The sequence below is a fragment of the Actinosynnema sp. ALI-1.44 genome (assembly GCF_001984155.1).
Classification (GTDB): Bacteria; Actinomycetota; Actinomycetes; order Mycobacteriales; family Pseudonocardiaceae; genus Kibdelosporangium.
This window is the reverse complement of record NZ_MTQO01000046.1, coordinates 133,351-148,372: the sequence shown is the minus strand read 5'-3', so window position 1 is coordinate 148,372 and position 15,022 is coordinate 133,351. Positions and strand designations below refer to the sequence as shown.

The window sequence follows — 15,022 nt, the reverse complement described above, 5'->3', positions numbered from 1 at the left end:
ACATCGTGTTGCCACCCATCCGCCACGCCGCCGGTGCACACTCATTATGTGCGCGACCACGACTATCTGGCCGGACCATACCCGCGGGCGTTCGCCCACCGGGGGTGGCACCTCGGCGACCTCGAAGACATGGAGAACTCCCTCAGCGCGTTCAAGCGCGCGGTGCAAGAGGGCTACCACTACCTGGAGACCGACGTGCACGCCACGTCCGACGGGGTCGTGGTGGTGCATCACGACGACAAACTCGACCGCACCACCGACGGGCGGGGATTCGTCGCACGGCAGCCGTGGCGCAGTGTCCGCACCGCCAAGATCGGCGGCCGCGAGGAGGTCTGCCGCCTGGAGGACCTCCTCGAGGAACTGCCGGGCGCGCTGCTCAACATCGACGTGAAGGCCGACTCCGCGGTCGAGCCCGTGGTGCGGACGCTGCGGCGGACCGGCTCGCTCAACCGGGTCTGCCTCGCGTCCTTCTCCGATTCGCGGCTGCAGCGGCTGCGCACCCGCATGGGACCGCGGCTGATGACGTCGATGGGACCGAAGTCGGTCGCCGCGCTGTGGGCGGCGGGCCGGGTGTGGGCGCCGAGGGCGTGGCGCGCGATTCGCGGTCGGATGGCGCAGGTCCCGGTCAACCAGGGCCGGTTGACGGTGGTCGACCGGCGCCTGGTCACCGCGGCTCACCGGCGCGGCATGGAAGTCCACGTGTGGACGATCGACGACGCCCCGCAGATGAACCGGTTGCTGGATCTCGGAGTCGACGGCCTGGTCACCGACCGCCCCGAGATCCTCAGGGACGTGCTGCGGGCTCGTGGGTTGTGGCCCGCCGCCGCGTAGTTTTCCGTGCAACCAATGTGGCCTTCGTTGCGTTTTTGGCTACGAAGGCCACATTGGTTGCCAAGGGGCGTGGTGGGAGGCGGCGCGCGGCTGTCAGCCGATGTAGGCGGCTTCCGCGTAGGTCGGGACGCGCTTGCTGCGCGCGTCCCGGTCCTCGCGCAGCTTGAGCTTCCGCGCACAGCTCCACGGCTGCCAGCCGCGCATCCGGTAGAGGTACAACGCCCGGTAGTCCTGTTCATCCGGAGTGGCCTGGTGCGGGTAGCCCGAGCCACCCACGCTGCGCCACGTGCCCAGGGTGAACTGGTACGCGCCGTAGTGCTTGCCTTTCGCGTCGTAGCGCCCATTCGATTCACACTTGCGCAGCCGGCCCCAGTCGTCGACGGGCGGGTCGGCCCACGCTTGCGGTGCCATCACGGTTGCGATCACCAGACAGACAACAACGAGCCGTTTTGTCATGGTCCCCGAAGCTAGATCACATCGTTATCGTTCGCCCGGCAAGTCACTCGCACGTGAACATCCGATACCGCATCCTGCCGCCGGTCACCCGTCCGGGAAACCGACCAGTACAGTCCGCGTACCAACCGACGGGGAGGACCTGCGTGAGCACGATGCAAGACGCCCAGACCCGCAAGCGGGAACAGCGGGGCTGGGTGTGGTACGACTGGGCCAACTCGGTCTTCCCCACCTCGGTCACCACCGTTTTCGGCTCGCTGTACCTCACGGCCGTCGCCGCCACGTCCGCGAAGGCCGACACCGCGCTCAACGGCCCCAACCCGTGCCCGGCTGACGACAAACTGCGCGACTGCGACATCTCCCTGCTCGGTCTGCAGTTCCCCGCCGGGTCGCTGTGGGGCTACCTGCTGTCGTTCGCCACCGTGATCCAGGTGCTGATCGTGCCGCTGATGGGCGCGATCGCCGACCGCTCGCACAACAAGAAGCGGATGCTGGCGATCTTCGCGTTCGCCGGGTCGGTCGCCACCGCGCTGATCGCGCTGGTCGCGGGCGGCAACTGGCAACTGGGCGCGCTGCTGTTCATCCTGGGCAACATCTGCTACGGCACGTCGGTGGCCATCTACTACTCGTTCATCCCGGACATCGCCGCCGCGGACGAACGCGACGACCTGTCCACGAAGGGCTGGGCGTTCGGCTACCTCGGCGCCGGTGCCGCGCTGGCGCTGCAACTGGTGCTGGTGCTGTTCGGCGACAGCTTCGGCGTGGACGCGTCGACCGCAGCCCGCATCGCGTTCCTCACCTCGGGCATCTGGTGGGCGCTGTTCACGCTCATCCCGTTGCGGCGGCTGCGCAACCACGAGCCGACCCACAGCCTCCCGGAAGGCACGTCGGTGGTGTCCGCGGGCTTCAAGGAGCTGTTCGACACGCTGCGCAGCGCCAAGGCGTTCCCGCTCACCCTGGCGTTCCTCGGCACCTACCTGATCTTCACCGACGGCATCGCCACGGTCGCGAACGTCTCGGCCCAGTACGGCAGCGAGGAACTCAAGTTCGAGCAGGACGTGCTGATCACGACCATCCTGATCGTGCAGTTCGTCGCGTACGTCGGCGGCGTGCTGCACGGCATGGTCGCCCGCCGGATCGGCGCGAAACGGACCATCCTGGCCAGCCTGGCCGTGTGGGTGGTGGTGATCGGCGGGGCCTACTTCGTGCAGGCGGGCCAGCAGCTGCAGTTCTACGCCGTCGCGGCGGGCATCGGGCTGGTGCTCGGCGGGACGAACGCGCTGGCGCGTGCGTTGTTCAGCCACATGATCCCGCCGGGCAAGGAGGCGCAGTACTTCTCGGTCTACGAGGTCGGCGAGCGGGCCACGTCGTGGCTCGGGCCGCTGCTGTTCGCGTTCATGGCCCAGAGCACCGGCTCCTACCGGTACGCCATCATCTCGTTGGTGATCTTCTTCGCGGTCGGCTTCGTGCTGATGATCTTCGTGCCGGTGAAGCGGGCCATCGAGGCGGTCGGTAACACCGTGCCACGGACCCTTGAAAGCAAGGCGTGACAATGGATAAACGCTGAGTGTCGTCCGTATTCGAGTACGAACGACTACGCGAAGTCATGATTTTCTCACTCGTCCGATCGACGTTTAGAGTTCCCTCGGACCGGGTACCTGCACATCCTGGACTGACCTGTGAACTAACTCCTCCGAACGGGTGAGATGTTGGTGTCGATTGTGGGATAACGCGTCACTTTCCCGCGCCGATTGCCTCCCTTAGGAGGAAGCTGTTGTTGACGGGTGAAACATGTCACTGTGCGCGACGAAGTGCCGGGCGAAGGGAATCTTCCGGCCGTTCCGTTCGTTGCGCTCAGTGAGCACCACCCTGGTCCGAGGGGACTCGGGCCGAACGAAAGGACACCGCCATGGCCGACCGTGTTCTCCGTGGAAGCCGGCTGGGAGCGGTCAGTTACGAGACTGACCGGAACCACGATCTCGCGCCGCGTCGTACGGTCAGGTATGCGTGCCCGAAGGACCACGATTTCGAGGTCCCCTTCTCGGACGACGCCGAAGTGCCGCCGGTGTGGGAGTGTCGGCTCCACGGGCTGGAATCCAAGATGATCGACGGCTCCCTGCCCGAGCCGAAGAAGGCCAAGCCACCCAGGACCCACTGGGACATGTTGCTCGAGCGCCGGACCATTCCGGAGCTGGAGGACCTGCTCACCGAGCGGCTTGAGGAACTCCGCGGCAGGCGCAGCCGGACCGCGTAGTTCATCTCCCACCACGAACGACCCCGCCCAGACCTCCCGCCTGGGCGGGGTTCTTCACGTCCGAGGGTGAAGTCCGGTTGCAGGTTCCTGCACGGCTTCATGACCCAACTTTAGTGGGACGACATCCGTGGGGGAACCGTGCCACTCCGGGGAGTGACGACTTTCCGGACGACTATTCGAACAAACCACACGACAGGTACTTCAGGCCGCTGTCGACCTGCACTGTCAGTACGCGGTGCCCACGGCCCAGCCGCCGTGCGAGCCGTGCGGCTGCCACCAGATTCGCCCCGGTGGACGGGCCGGAGAACAAGCCGTGCTCCGCGGCCGCCACCCGAGCCATGTCCCGGGCCTCGTCGGTGGACACCGCGATCACCTCGTCGAAGTCGTAGGACTCCAGCAGCGGCGGCCAGAAGCCGATTCCCATGCCCTCGATGCGGTGCGTGCCCGCCTGTCCCCCGGACAGCACCGGCGACTCGGCGGGCTCCACCGCCACCCGCAGCATCGACGGGAACCGCTGCCGCAACGCCCGGCCCGCGCCGATCAGGCAGCCGCCGGTGCCCACCGACACGCAGAACGCGTCGATCCGTCCGGGGACCTGGGCGGCCACCTCGTAGCCGAGCGGCTTGTAGGCGTTGATCACGTCCGGGTTGTGGAACTGGTCGGTGGCGAACCCGTCCACCTGGTCGGCGACCAGCCTGGCCAGTTCGATCAGCTGCGGCCACAGCTCGGGCCGGAACCCGCCCGGCGGGCTGGTCACCAGGTCGACCTCGGCACCGAACGCGCGCATGGCCGACAGCTTCTCCGCCGCGAACGCGTCCGAGGTGACCAGCCGCAGCGGGTGCCTGGTCACCGCGCACACCAACGCGAGCGAGGCACCGGTACTGCCACCGGTCGCCTCGACCACGATCTGCCCCGGCCGCAACCGGCCGGTGTGCTCGGCGCCGCGGATCATCGCGAGCGCCATCCGGTCCTTGTACGAGCCGGTCGGGTTGGCCGCTTCGAGCTTCAGCCACACCTCGGCGTCGGCGTCACCGGTCAGCCCGTCCACCCGCACGGCACGGGTCCAGCCGATCCCGGCGAGCAAGCCCTGCTCGGCCATCGCCCGTCAGCTGGACTTGCCGCCCTTGACCACCGACTTCAGCTGGTTGCCGCGCACCCGCACACCCCACTTGAACACGCGCCACAGCGCCTCGCGGACGATCGCGCCGTCCATCTTGGACACGCCGATCTCGCGCTCGGTGAACGTGATCGGCACCTCGGAGATGGTGAACCCGGACTCGAGGGTGCGCCACGTCAGGTCGATCTGGAAGCAGTAGCCCGCCGAGGCGACGTTGTGCAGCTTGAGCTTTTCCAGCACCGGGCGGCGGAACGCGCGGAACCCCGCGGTCATGTCATTGACCTTGGCGCCCAGCCACATCCGCGAGTACACGTTGGCCATCTTGGACAGCACCCAGCGGCGCTTGGGCCAGTTCACGGTCTTGCCGCCGGGCACGTACCGCGAGCCGATCGCCAGGTCCGAGTCGTGCAGCGCGTCGATCACGCGGGGCAGGTCCTCCGGCGCGTGTGAGCCGTCCGCGTCCATCTCGACGATGACGTTGTAGTCGCGCTCCAGCGCCCAGCCGAACCCGGCGACGTAGGCGGCGCCGAGGCCGGCCTTCTCGGTGCGGTGCATGACGTGCACCCGCTCGTCCGCCGCGGCGAGCTTGTCGACGATCTCCCCCGTGCCGTCCGGGCTGCCGTCGTCGACCACCAGGACGTGTGCCTTGGGCAGCGCGGCGTGCAGCCGGGTGATGATCGGTGTGATGTTGTCCTTCTCGTTGTACGTCGGGATCACCACAAGCACCGGCTCGAGCTCCGCCATACGTTCCTCTCCTAGTCCTGTTCTGTCCGGCCCGAGTCCGTACCGACCCGACGCTGCTGGATCCGCGAACCGATGGCCCACAGCAACGCCGCGAGGCCGCCGACGACCATGACCCCCTCCGGCCAGGCGCCGATCCGGGTAGCCAGGGTAACGGTCGACCTTTTGGGCACGGCGGCCACCAGCGTGTCCGCGGTGTACAACTCAGTCTGACGGGTGACAGATCCGTCCGGTTGCACGATCGCGCTGACGCCTGTTGTGGCCGACACCACCACCGCGCGCCCGTGTTCGACGGCCCGCACCCGGGACATGGCCAACTGCTGGTAGCTCATCTCGGTGCGGCCGTACCAGTTGTTGTTGGTCGGCACGGTGAGCACCTCGGCGCCGTCCCTGACCGCCTCGGTCAGCACGTCGTCGTAGGCGACCTCGAAGCAGATGCCCACGCCGAGCGTGGTCCCGGCCGCGGTGAGCACCGGCGGCTGGGTGCCGGGCCGCATGTCGACCTGTCCGTCGACGAACGGCGTGAACATCCGCGCGACCGGGCGGATCGGGACGAACTCCCCGAACGGCACGAGCTTGCTCTTGGCGTACTCCTGGCCGGGCCCGGAGCGCGGATCCCAGACGATCATCACGTTCTGGTCGCTGCCGTCGGCCTGGCGCTGGCGCGCCCCGACCAGCACGGGCACCCCGAGGTCCTCCACCATGCGGTTGAGCTGGGTGTCGTTGGCGGCGTTCCGGCTGAGGTCGGTGAACGTCTCGGGCATGAGCACAACGTCGGGCCTGGGCACCCGGCCCGCCTTGATGTCCCGCGCCAACTGCTCGCCGCGCTCGATGTGGTTGCGGCGCATCTCGTTGCCGGATCCCAGTGCACCCAGTCCCTCGGGCGCGTTGCCCTGCACGACGGCGACGGTGATCGTGCCGTTCTGCGCGTCCGTGCCGACGAACGGCAGCGTCGCGAACGCGACCGCCAGCGGAGCGACTGCCAGCAACGCCGGGGCTACCCGCCGCCGAGCCGTGAACTGGGCCACGAACTGGGCGACCGCGCATCCAGTGAGCACCACGGCGAAGGTCACCAGTGGCGCGCCGCCCAGCGCCGCCAGCGGCAGGTACCACCCGTCCGGTTGCCCGAATCCCACCCGCGACCAGGGAAAACCACCGAACGGGAACCGCGACCTGGTCGCCTCGGCGACGACGAACACCGCGGCCATCCACAGCGGACCGCCCGGCAAGGTGCTGACGACGGCCATCCCGGCCCCGGCCAGCGCGACGAACAACGCCAGCACCGCCGACAGCCCGACCCACGGCGCCGGCCCGAAGCCCTCGCCGAGGAAGTTCTGCAGCCAGTACAGCGACGTCATGAAGAACGCCAGCCCGAACAGGAAGCCGTACCCGAAACCGGCCCTGGCCCGCCTGCCGCGGATGACCGCGGCGAACAACGCGAACGCGACGACCGCCAGCCACCACGTGGTCCGCGGCGGGAAGCTCAGGCACAGCAGTCCCCCGGCGGCCAGTGCCGCGAGAACACGCCAGATCACCGCATACCGCCGCACGAGCGAAACCGGGCGCCCGCCGGGGCTCGGTTCGGGCGATACGGGGGCCGCGATCACCCCGTCAGCCTACGGCTGTGCCGTGAACGCTCCGTGACGGCCATGCCGCAGCTCGGTACGGACGACTCTCAACCTCGAGTTCACCCTCAACCTCAAGCACACCTGGAGGGTGAGAATACGGCCATTGGCACAGGTCAGCGCCGATCGGCACACGCCGTGGAAAGCAGGCACAACGTCATGCGAGACGTCCCGGACGAGCTGCTGAAGATCCTGTTCGACGCCGCCTGACGACCCGGCCCGTCAGACAGGGGGTGTGCACCCAGGCACGCCCCTCGACCTCCTTGACGGCCACGTGCACCGGGAAGTACTCGGCGGGGTTGATGCCGCGGTGGCCGTGCCGGACCACGGCCTGGTGGATCACGTCGGAGACGATCACCGCCATGTCCGCGTCCCGGCGGCGCGCGAGTTCCCGGTAGAGCGGTCCGCTGTTGACCAGGCGGAAGGCGAGGTTGAGGTCGTTGCCGACCCATCCCGCACGGCCACGCAGGACTTCGCCCGCGTGCACCGCCACCCGCAGCCTGATCCGGAGCGTCTGCGCGGTCATCGAATTGTGCTCGTACAGGGCTGTCGTCAACGACGGGACCACCCGGTCGAGCACGTCGACCTTGGACACCGTGGGCGGCACGAGCATGATCATGCCGTCGCCGCGGTCCTCCACCACGAGCGTGTGCCAGGCGATGTCCGCGGCACGGAACGCGGCACGGACCATCTCGTCCAGCGCGGCCCTGGCGCGCAGTTGGGCGAGGTCGTCCCACCAGCCCGACCCGGCCATGTCGATGACGACGATCGACCGGTACTCCGGGTCCACCGGAATCCCGGACCGACCGTGACCCGGGCGGCGACCCCGGACGGCGACCGGTCAGCCACCGCAGGCCCCAGAGTGCCGAAACGGTGAACAGGAACCGCGAACTCCCCTGTCGCACGATCATTCTCCACCTCCGTCGACTCGATACCGCGCCATCACGGTGAGTGACGTTAGGGATGACGCGCCTCGGCCGGAACGTGGCGTGGTCGCACGGCGTACTAGAAGCCAACCCCGGGGCAGGTGCGTGGCCCACCACGTGGACGAGCCGGTCTGCCACGGCCGACAATTTTCCCGTGTCCAACTGGTCCAGGATCACCCTGTACGCCCTGGTGTCACTCGGCGGCGCAGGGCTGCTGGTGTCGGGCTGGCGTGCGGTGGTCGAAGGGCACGCCACGTTCGTCCACGGCCCGCACGAAGCGCTCGGACCGTTCGGCTGGCTGGCCTTCGGCGTCATACCCGGTTACGTCGTCGGGACATGGGTCGCGATCAAGCGCCCGGACCACCCGCAGGCCCGCCGGATGCTGGTCACGGGTACGGTCACACCGGTCGCTCTCGCGCTCGCCGGACTCCTGCGAGCCGCCGACCAGGGGCCATGGTTCTGGCTGGCGAACACGGTCTTCCAGTTCGCCTTCACCCTGACGGCGATCACCATCGCGCTGGCGCTCGCATCGTTTCCGGAAGGAACCGTCGAGCGGAACTGGCAGCGCTGGGTACTGCGGGCAGTGTGGCTGCAACTGGCGATACCGCCGATCCTGCTGCTCGCCACCCCCACCTCGACCGACGAGCCGTACCTGCTCAAGCCCTATCTGGCTGTGCCACCGCCGGAGGTGGTCAATCCGTTCGCGGTGCCGTGGCTGGCCTGGCTCGCCGAACCGCTCCAGGTGCTGCTGCCTGGCTATCTTTGCTCCGCGATCCTGGTCCTGGTCCTGACCGCACGCTTCGTACAAGCCGACCGCGCCCGCCGGGCACGGATGCGGCTCGTGGTGTACCTGCTGGGCGCCACCAGCCCGTTCTTCCTGGGCTACACCGTGCTTTCGCCGTGGTACGGCGACGGGAACCCCTTGTGGTACCGGTTGCTGACCGCGGTCCTGGCCATCCTGTTGTCGCTGTTCCCGGTCGTCATCGTGATCGCGATCGTGCGGCACCGGCTGTACGACATCGACCTGGTGGTCCGCCGTTCTGTCACCTACGGAGTGCTGTCGCTCGGCATCGCGGCGCTGTACCTCGCACTGGCCGCCGCGCCGGGGCTCGCGCTGGGCAACACCGTCCCGGTGGAACTGGCCGTGGCGCTGACCATCGTCGCGGCCGCCGTTTTCCACCCCTTGCGCCGCGTGCTCGAACGGCTGGCCGACCGGCTCGTGTTCGGCGAACGGGTGAACCGCTACCAGCTGCTGACCGCGTTCGGCGCCCGCCTCGAACAGGCGGTGGACCTGGGCGAACTGCTGCCGCACCTGGCCGACACGGTGTGGCGCGGACTGGCCGCGGAGTGGGTCCGGGTGACGCTGCCCAACGTCGTGGTGGTCGCCGGGTCCACGGCCGGGCCGGACGTCGCGGCGCTCCGGGTCGGGCTCGAACGCGGCGGCGAGGTCGTCGGCCACATCGAATGCGGTCCCAGATCCGGCGGCTACCAGCCGGGCGACCGCGAACTGCTGGACACCCTCGCCGCGCAGGCCGCAACCGCGATCGCCAACGTCCAGCTCACCACCCAACTCGCCGAGCAGGTCACCGAACTGGCGCGGTCCCGCAGCAGGATCGTCGCGGCACAGGACACCGAACGCCGCAGGATCGAACGCAACATCCACGACGGCGCACAGCAACACGTCGTCGCCCTGATCATGAAGCTGCGGCTGGCCCGCAACCAACTGGCCCGCGGTGACCGGTCCGCCGACAACGTCCTCGACGAGCTGCAGCACGACGCCAGGGAACTGCTCACCGATCTGCGCGAACTGGCCCACGGCATCCACCCGCCGGTGCTCAGCGACCAGGGACTGGTGGCCGCGGTGCAGGCACGGGCCGACCGGATGCCGCTGGAGGTGCACGTCCACGCCGAACCGGCGCTCTACGATCAACGCCTCGGCACCGAGATCGAAGGCGCGGCCTACTTCGTGATCTGCGAGGCACTGACCAACGTGGTCAAACACGCCGAGGCGGCCACGGCCCACATCGACTTGTCCACACAGGACGGAAAGGTGGCGGTGCGGGTGCGTGACGACGGCGTCGGCCTCGGCCCGGACGGCAGCGGCGGCAACGGACTGACCAACCTGCGAGACCGCGTGGAGGCACTCGGCGGCCGCGTCCGGGTGGACAGCGTTCCCGGCGCGGGCACCAGGGTGTGCGCCGAACTCCCCGTCCAGGCGCACAATGGCTGAGCGGCTCCGAGTGGTGCTCGCCGAGGACAACTATCTCGTGCGGGAAGGCACCCGCAGACTCCTCGAGGACTCCGGCGCCGTGGACGTGCTCGCCGCTGTCGGCACCGCCGACGAACTGCGCGACGCCGTCCGCAGGCTCCGCCCGGACGCGGTGCTCACCGATATCCGCATGCCGCCGAGTCACCACATGGAAGGCATCGACGCCGCGCACGCGATCCGGGCCGAACACCCCGGCACCGGCGTCGCGGTGCTGTCCCAGCACACCGACGCGAGCTACGCCCTCGCGCTGTTCCGTGACGGCACCGCCGGCCTCGCCTACCTGCTCAAGGACCGGCTCGACGACGTCGAGGACCTGGTCCGTGCCCTGCGCGAGGTCGCGCAGGGCGGTTCGGTGGTCGACCCGCTCGTCGTCGAAGCACTCGTCACCCGGCGCACCCGCACCGCCGACTCCCCCTTGGCCACCCTCACCCCACGCGAACTCGACGTGCTCAGGGAGATGGCCCAGGGCAAGACCAACGCGGGCATCGAGCAGGCCGTGCACCTGTCCGCGTCCACTGTGGAGAAACACGTCAACTCCATCTTCACCAAACTCGAACTCGCCGAACAACCGGTGCACCGCCGGGTCGCGGCCGTCCTCGCGTTCCTGCGGGAGCGCCCTTCCGAGTGACGTTGCACATCAGGTAGAACAGGTGTTCGATACACCTGTGCCCCGCACCCGATGGGCACCGTCCGGCAGTCGGTAAGGAAGGATCGCCCGGTGCACACCGCCCCTCGGACCCGTTTCTCACACCGAGCCACGGACTCCACGAGCGTGCGCGTCTTCGGCACCAGGGCCACCATCGTGCACAGCACGCACCAGGCCGAGCACGAACGACGCCAGGCGGCCGGGCTCCGCCAGGTGGACAACCTGGAACTGCTCGACGTCCTGATGGACCTCCCGGCGAACGCGCCGGTGCCGGTCTCGTCGATCAGCGGGCCGGATCTGCGTGTCCTGCGGAAAGCACCCGGTGGCGTGGTGCGCTTCTCCGCCACGGCCGTGACCAGGGTCCTCACGCCGGTGCTCACCCCGGTCCTGGCGGTGGTGTACGCGTCGCAGTGGCGTGACGGCCTGGCCGACGCGTCGGAGTTCGCGTCCTACCTGCCCCGGATGTTCGTCATCGACGAGCTGCCCGCCAACGCGGACGAAGCCATCGCCGAGGCCTCCTGGTACGGCATCGGGGTCGCGGTCGGACCGCCCGCGTCGCCCGCGATCGTGCTGGAACCCGAACCGTTGCCCGACTGGCAGCCGACGGTCGCGTGGTGGCGGTTCTGCGAACGCGTCTACCGGCATCACGTCCAGGGCGGCAGCGTCGCCCACGCGTGAATCGACTTGTGTGGCACGAGTGGCCGCACACGTCGCAGGTGCTGCGTGAACATGGCGTGGTAGCCGACCGCGTTGCGGCACAGGTTGCGCCAGTACTCCGCCCGCCCCCGCATGGTCTGCTGCCCCAGCATGTCCCCCGCGTACGAACCCCAGGTCGCGACCGCGTGACACATGGCTTCTTCCGCGTGGTGCGCCCTGACCAACCGTGTCAGGCGCTGGTCGTCGCACACGACGCAGGGACACCGCGGGGCCAAGTTCTCCCGAGCGCCGAACAGGTCCACCAGTTCGCTGGCCTTCCACCACGCCATGAACTCCGGGACCAGCACGTCCGGCGACGCGTCCGCGGTCCGGCGAACCGGCCCCCCGCCGCGCAGAGCACCGGCGAACGCCCCGTGCGCGACCAGGTCGAAGGCGGTGAGGTCCGTCCGCAGCGGCATCAGGTCGACCGTGGCCGCGAGCAGCCGCAGATGCCGGATGTACGGGACCACGCGGTCCGCGGTCTGCGCGAGCGATCCGAACCGCCTGCCCAGCACCAGCGCGACCGGGCAGCCCGCGTCGGCCAGAATCGCGATGACCTCGTCGATGTGGGCCCGGCCCACCAGGGAGATGTCCAGCGGAGCAAGCAACAGCACGTCCTGACGGCCCAGTTGCGCGACTTGACGGGCCGCCGCCTTCAGCGACTCCGTGTCACCCGCGGCGATGAACTTGGTCGGCGTGATCGCCGCGATCGCCCCGGCCGCCAACTGGTCGTCGAGCAGTTCCGGCAGACCGATCGACAGCAGACCACCACCGGTGGGGAGCAGGAACGGCGCGTCGGGCGTGGCGACGTGCTTCTCATACGCAGCGGGATCGATCAGCACCGGACGGTCCGTGGCAACACCGCCCCGGGCGCCGTGCAGAACGAAACCTCCGTGCTCGGAGCTGACATACGGCTGGAGCGCCAAGGCCTGCGCCGGGCTGGCATACACGAACATGCGGTTGAGCAACGCCCCGGCTACACCGGCGGGGCGCCGTGGCGAGGCGTGATCGGCGAGGTCAGCTGGTAACGCACGCCCGGCCACCAGCGGTTTCCAATGACCAGTCACATACGGACTGTTCATATCAAGCAGAGTATGGACAACTATTCCGACAATCCAGGCCCAGGAGAGTTAACCGAGCCGACCGTACGGCGCGCGTCGCGCCACGCGATCAGGGCTGTTCGCAGCCGTGGCGAGGTCAGCTCGCCACCTCGGCGGCGGGCCCGTAGCTGCTCGATCAGCCATCCGGGGGCATCGGCCTGTTCGACCGCGTCACTTTTCGTGAGGAGCGTGCCGGTCCGCAACGCGTGGCGGGCGCGTGCCATCGAGGTGAGGCCCAGATCCGAGAGCGCCGGGTTCAACCACATCCACGGGCGTCGCACGGCCCACGCCCAGTACCCGCTCAACTCGGCCCTGGCCGCGGCACGGACGTCGTCGTCGCTGACACCTGGCAGCACCTCCTGCGGCGAACGGCCACGAACCGCATAGCCGTGGCGTACGAGTTCCGCCCTGGTGACGCCCGAAAGGATGCGCTGGGCGAGCAGGCCGTGGGTCCACGTCGGGTGTTTCGTCCCGACGTCGAGGAGCGCCGCCGCGTCGACGTAGACGCAACCAAGGTTGAGGCCGGGATCGGCGTTCGCATCGATATCGCGGTGGATCGCCGCGAGCGCCGCCTGCCGGTGTTCGTCCACCGGCCCGTCCGTGATGGCCACCAGGTCCAGGTCGCTCACGCCGGGAACGTAGTCGCCGGTGGCCAGCGACCCCGCGACGAGGACGTCGCTGATCCAGCCGAGTTCTGCCAGCGTCGCAGCGAACTCCTCGACGACCGGTGGCGTCTGCCCCACGATCTCCAGCCTAGGCTGTGGTTATTTCGTCACTGGTTAATTCACCACATCCGTAGTCGTGTCCGCAGTCCACAGGGAGGTGGGAAGGCCCTTGGCCACGTCGGCACCGCGGATGATCTGGATGCGATACGGCCGCAACTGCCACGCGGCGAAGTCCGGCGACGAGGGACCGTCGGGCCACAGGGTGGTCGGGTCGTAACCGGCCGCGAGGCGGTCCCACGCCTCCGACCCGACCCAGGTCACATGGCAATCCACGAACGCGGCGTCGTGGTCGGGCGACCAGTACGCGCAGGTCACCCACGGCGAACGGGCGATGTGCGCGACCTTCACCGGCGTCCGGCGGGTGCCGACGAACCCGACCACGGACTCCGCGGTGATTTCCCAGACCGGGTGCATGACCCGGGTTCGCGGACGACCGAGCCGATCGGTCGTCGAGACCGTGCTCCAGATGATCCGGGTGACGATCTCGGCGAGATCCTCGGTCACCGCGTCGAGCGTGACTGGCTTTCCGGCAACCACCGCGCACCTCCGTGGATGTTCAACCCAAGTTGCTCAACCATGGTTTCATATCGGAGGCTGAAGAGGTGACCGCGCCCGAGCCCCTAAGTGAGGACTTGGTGCTGCTCTTCGCCGCACTGTCCGCGACAACCCAGGCACAGGTGACGGCCACACTCGCCCAAGCGGGCTTCGGCGACTTGCGCCCATCGGACGGGTTCCTGGTCCAACATCTGCAGCATGGCCCTGTGACGATCGGCGAACTCGCGGACAAACTGGGCATCTCCGCACAGGGCGTGTCCAAGACCGTCATCGAGATGGAGCGCAAGGGTTACGTCACCCGTACCGCGTCCTCGGGCGACCAGCGGATCAGGCTGGTCGACCTCACCTCCCGGGGCTGGGAGGCCATCTACGCCAGTCGCCGTGCCCGCGCGGAGGTCAACCGCGGGCTCAGGGCGACACTCGGCCCCGGCGCCCCGGCCTTCCTCGACCAGATCCACCACCTCGCCGAGGCCACCGGCGCCGTCGCCGCGCTCACCGAGCGCCGCCTGCGTCCTTGACACCACTCGTTGACAGTTAGAACTCTAACCATTAGAGTTCTAACTATGGATGCGGCGCTGCCTGAGTTCTCCACGCTCGACCTGATGCGCGGGATCGGATGGGCTCAGCGAAAAGCGGGCGAGGACTGGATGCGGGAGCGGGAGCTCAGCCACGAGCAGAGTTTCGCGCTCGGCTACCTGGTCCAGCACCCCGGTTCGATCCAGCGCGACATCGCCGAGATCACCCGCACGAGTGCGGCGAGCGTCTCGAGCCTCCTGCAAGGGCTCGAACGCCGCGGCCTTGTCGAGCGCCGCACGGAGGGCGGCAACGAACGCAGCAAACGCGTGTACGCGACACCGGTCGCCGTCGAGCTCATCGCCGGGTTCGACAGCGTGATGACCGCCGTCGAGGACACGATCCTGGCCCCGCTGGACCAGGACGAACGGGCAACACTACGCGCACTGCTCACGAAGATCACCGCGGAACTCCCGCGACCCACGCGGTCCTGACCGCACATCCACACCAGTTCCCCAGCCGCGTCGGCCGTTCGCCGCCGCGCGACGGAGCCTGCCCGGAAAAGGACGCA

At 68.8% G+C, this 15,022-nt stretch carries 15 protein-coding genes and 1 pseudogene; 8 read left to right on the top strand and 8 right to left on the bottom strand.

Features of this window, described 5'->3' with window-relative positions:
- Nucleotides 1-48 precede the first annotated feature (48 nt).
- Nucleotides 49-831: a glycerophosphodiester phosphodiesterase gene (locus tag ALI144C_RS23405; protein ID WP_076989287.1), complete on the top strand. Its 783-nt coding sequence runs from the start codon at nucleotides 49-51 to the stop codon at nucleotides 829-831.
- 96 nt (nucleotides 832-927) lie between these two features.
- On the opposite strand, the pseudogene ALI144C_RS23400 reads toward ALI144C_RS23405, so the two are convergent.
- Nucleotides 928-1,287 (bottom strand): annotated as a pseudogene (locus ALI144C_RS23400) (transglycosylase family protein); the annotation flags it as partial.
- Between the two features lie 152 nt (nucleotides 1,288-1,439).
- Between ALI144C_RS23400 and ALI144C_RS23395 the strand changes: the two are divergent.
- Nucleotides 1,440-2,834: an MFS transporter gene (locus ALI144C_RS23395; RefSeq protein ID WP_076989585.1), complete on the top strand. Its 1,395-nt coding sequence runs from the start codon at nucleotides 1,440-1,442 to the stop codon at nucleotides 2,832-2,834.
- A gap of 359 nt (nucleotides 2,835-3,193) precedes the next feature.
- Nucleotides 3,194-3,538, top strand: coding sequence for an RNA polymerase-binding protein RbpA (locus tag ALI144C_RS23390; RefSeq protein ID WP_076989285.1), 345 nt, complete (start codon nucleotides 3,194-3,196; stop codon nucleotides 3,536-3,538).
- 172 nt (nucleotides 3,539-3,710) lie between these two features.
- On the opposite strand, the gene ALI144C_RS23385 is transcribed toward ALI144C_RS23390, so the two are convergent.
- The 4 genes from ALI144C_RS23385 to ALI144C_RS23370 form a co-directional block, all read right to left on the bottom strand.
- Complete coding sequence (locus ALI144C_RS23385; protein ID WP_076989284.1) at nucleotides 3,711-4,637, bottom strand: PLP-dependent cysteine synthase family protein; 927 nt, start codon at nucleotides 4,635-4,637, stop codon at nucleotides 3,711-3,713.
- Between the two features lie 6 nt (nucleotides 4,638-4,643).
- Nucleotides 4,644-5,399, bottom strand: a complete 756-nt coding sequence (locus tag ALI144C_RS23380; RefSeq protein WP_076989283.1) for a polyprenol monophosphomannose synthase — start codon at nucleotides 5,397-5,399, stop codon at nucleotides 4,644-4,646.
- A gap of 11 nt (nucleotides 5,400-5,410) precedes the next feature.
- Nucleotides 5,411-7,003 (bottom strand): apolipoprotein N-acyltransferase, encoded by a 1,593-nt coding sequence (gene lnt, locus ALI144C_RS23375; RefSeq protein ID WP_237774277.1) that lies wholly within the window; start codon nucleotides 7,001-7,003, stop codon nucleotides 5,411-5,413.
- A gap of 175 nt (nucleotides 7,004-7,178) precedes the next feature.
- Complete coding sequence (locus tag ALI144C_RS23370) at nucleotides 7,179-7,811, bottom strand: hypothetical protein (RefSeq protein ID WP_076989281.1); 633 nt, start codon at nucleotides 7,809-7,811, stop codon at nucleotides 7,179-7,181.
- A 290-nt stretch (nucleotides 7,812-8,101) separates the two neighbouring features.
- Here ALI144C_RS23370 and ALI144C_RS23365 point away from each other — a divergent pair, with 290 nt between their 5' ends.
- The 3 genes from ALI144C_RS23365 (at nucleotide 8,102) to ALI144C_RS23355 (ending at nucleotide 11,540) form a co-directional block, all read left to right on the top strand.
- Nucleotides 8,102-10,177, top strand: a complete 2,076-nt coding sequence (locus tag ALI144C_RS23365) for a sensor histidine kinase (RefSeq protein WP_076989280.1) — start codon at nucleotides 8,102-8,104, stop codon at nucleotides 10,175-10,177.
- Nucleotides 10,170-10,844: a response regulator transcription factor gene (locus tag ALI144C_RS23360; RefSeq protein ID WP_076989279.1), complete on the top strand. Its 675-nt coding sequence runs from the start codon at nucleotides 10,170-10,172 to the stop codon at nucleotides 10,842-10,844. The genes ALI144C_RS23365 and ALI144C_RS23360 overlap by 8 nt, the downstream gene beginning before the upstream one ends.
- Nucleotides 10,845-10,934: 90 nt before the next feature.
- Nucleotides 10,935-11,540, top strand: a complete 606-nt coding sequence (locus ALI144C_RS23355; RefSeq protein WP_143230814.1) for a hypothetical protein — start codon at nucleotides 10,935-10,937, stop codon at nucleotides 11,538-11,540.
- Here ALI144C_RS23355 and ALI144C_RS23350 read toward each other — a convergent pair.
- Genes ALI144C_RS23350 through ALI144C_RS23340 form a run of 3 tightly spaced genes read right to left on the bottom strand, consistent with a single transcriptional unit; the run spans nucleotide 11,507 to nucleotide 13,920 of the window.
- Nucleotides 11,507-12,640: a hypothetical protein gene (locus ALI144C_RS23350; protein WP_143230813.1), complete on the bottom strand. Its 1,134-nt coding sequence runs from the start codon at nucleotides 12,638-12,640 to the stop codon at nucleotides 11,507-11,509. The two genes, ALI144C_RS23355 and ALI144C_RS23350, sit on opposite strands and share 34 nt — an antisense overlap.
- A gap of 20 nt (nucleotides 12,641-12,660) precedes the next feature.
- Nucleotides 12,661-13,401, bottom strand: coding sequence for a nucleotidyltransferase domain-containing protein (locus tag ALI144C_RS23345; protein ID WP_076989276.1), 741 nt, complete (start codon nucleotides 13,399-13,401; stop codon nucleotides 12,661-12,663).
- Between the two features lie 36 nt (nucleotides 13,402-13,437).
- Complete coding sequence (locus ALI144C_RS23340) at nucleotides 13,438-13,920, bottom strand: pyridoxamine 5'-phosphate oxidase family protein (RefSeq protein ID WP_076989275.1); 483 nt, start codon at nucleotides 13,918-13,920, stop codon at nucleotides 13,438-13,440.
- 65 nt (nucleotides 13,921-13,985) lie between these two features.
- On the opposite strand from ALI144C_RS23340, the gene ALI144C_RS23335 reads away from it, so the two are divergent.
- Together ALI144C_RS23335 and ALI144C_RS23330 are read left to right on the top strand one after the other, a co-directional pair.
- Entirely contained in the window at nucleotides 13,986-14,456 is a 471-nt protein-coding gene (locus tag ALI144C_RS23335) for a MarR family winged helix-turn-helix transcriptional regulator (protein WP_202819038.1), read from the top strand.
- 45 nt (nucleotides 14,457-14,501) lie between these two features.
- Nucleotides 14,502-14,945: a MarR family winged helix-turn-helix transcriptional regulator gene (locus ALI144C_RS23330; protein ID WP_076989274.1), complete on the top strand. Its 444-nt coding sequence runs from the start codon at nucleotides 14,502-14,504 to the stop codon at nucleotides 14,943-14,945.
- The last annotated feature ends 77 nt before the right edge of the window (nucleotides 14,946-15,022 follow it).

Excerpts from the sequence above, each read along its gene's own strand:
- ALI144C_RS23395 (WP_076989585.1), top strand. The coding sequence starts at position 1,440 with ATGCAAGACGCCCAGACCCGCAAGCGGGAACAGCGGGGCTGGGTGTGG.
- ALI144C_RS23390 (WP_076989285.1), top strand. The coding sequence starts at position 3,194 with ATGGCCGACCGTGTTCTCCGTGGAAGCCGGCTGGGAGCGGTCAGTTAC.
- ALI144C_RS23385 (WP_076989284.1), bottom strand. The coding sequence starts at position 4,637 with ATGGCCGAGCAGGGCTTGCTCGCCGGGATCGGCTGGACCCGTGCCGTG.
- ALI144C_RS23380 (WP_076989283.1), bottom strand. The coding sequence starts at position 5,399 with ATGGCGGAGCTCGAGCCGGTGCTTGTGGTGATCCCGACGTACAACGAG.
- ALI144C_RS23360 (WP_076989279.1), top strand. The coding sequence starts at position 10,170 with ATGGCTGAGCGGCTCCGAGTGGTGCTCGCCGAGGACAACTATCTCGTG.
- ALI144C_RS23350 (WP_143230813.1), bottom strand. The coding sequence starts at position 12,640 with ATGAACAGTCCGTATGTGACTGGTCATTGGAAACCGCTGGTGGCCGGG.
- ALI144C_RS23330 (WP_076989274.1), top strand. The coding sequence starts at position 14,502 with ATGGATGCGGCGCTGCCTGAGTTCTCCACGCTCGACCTGATGCGCGGG.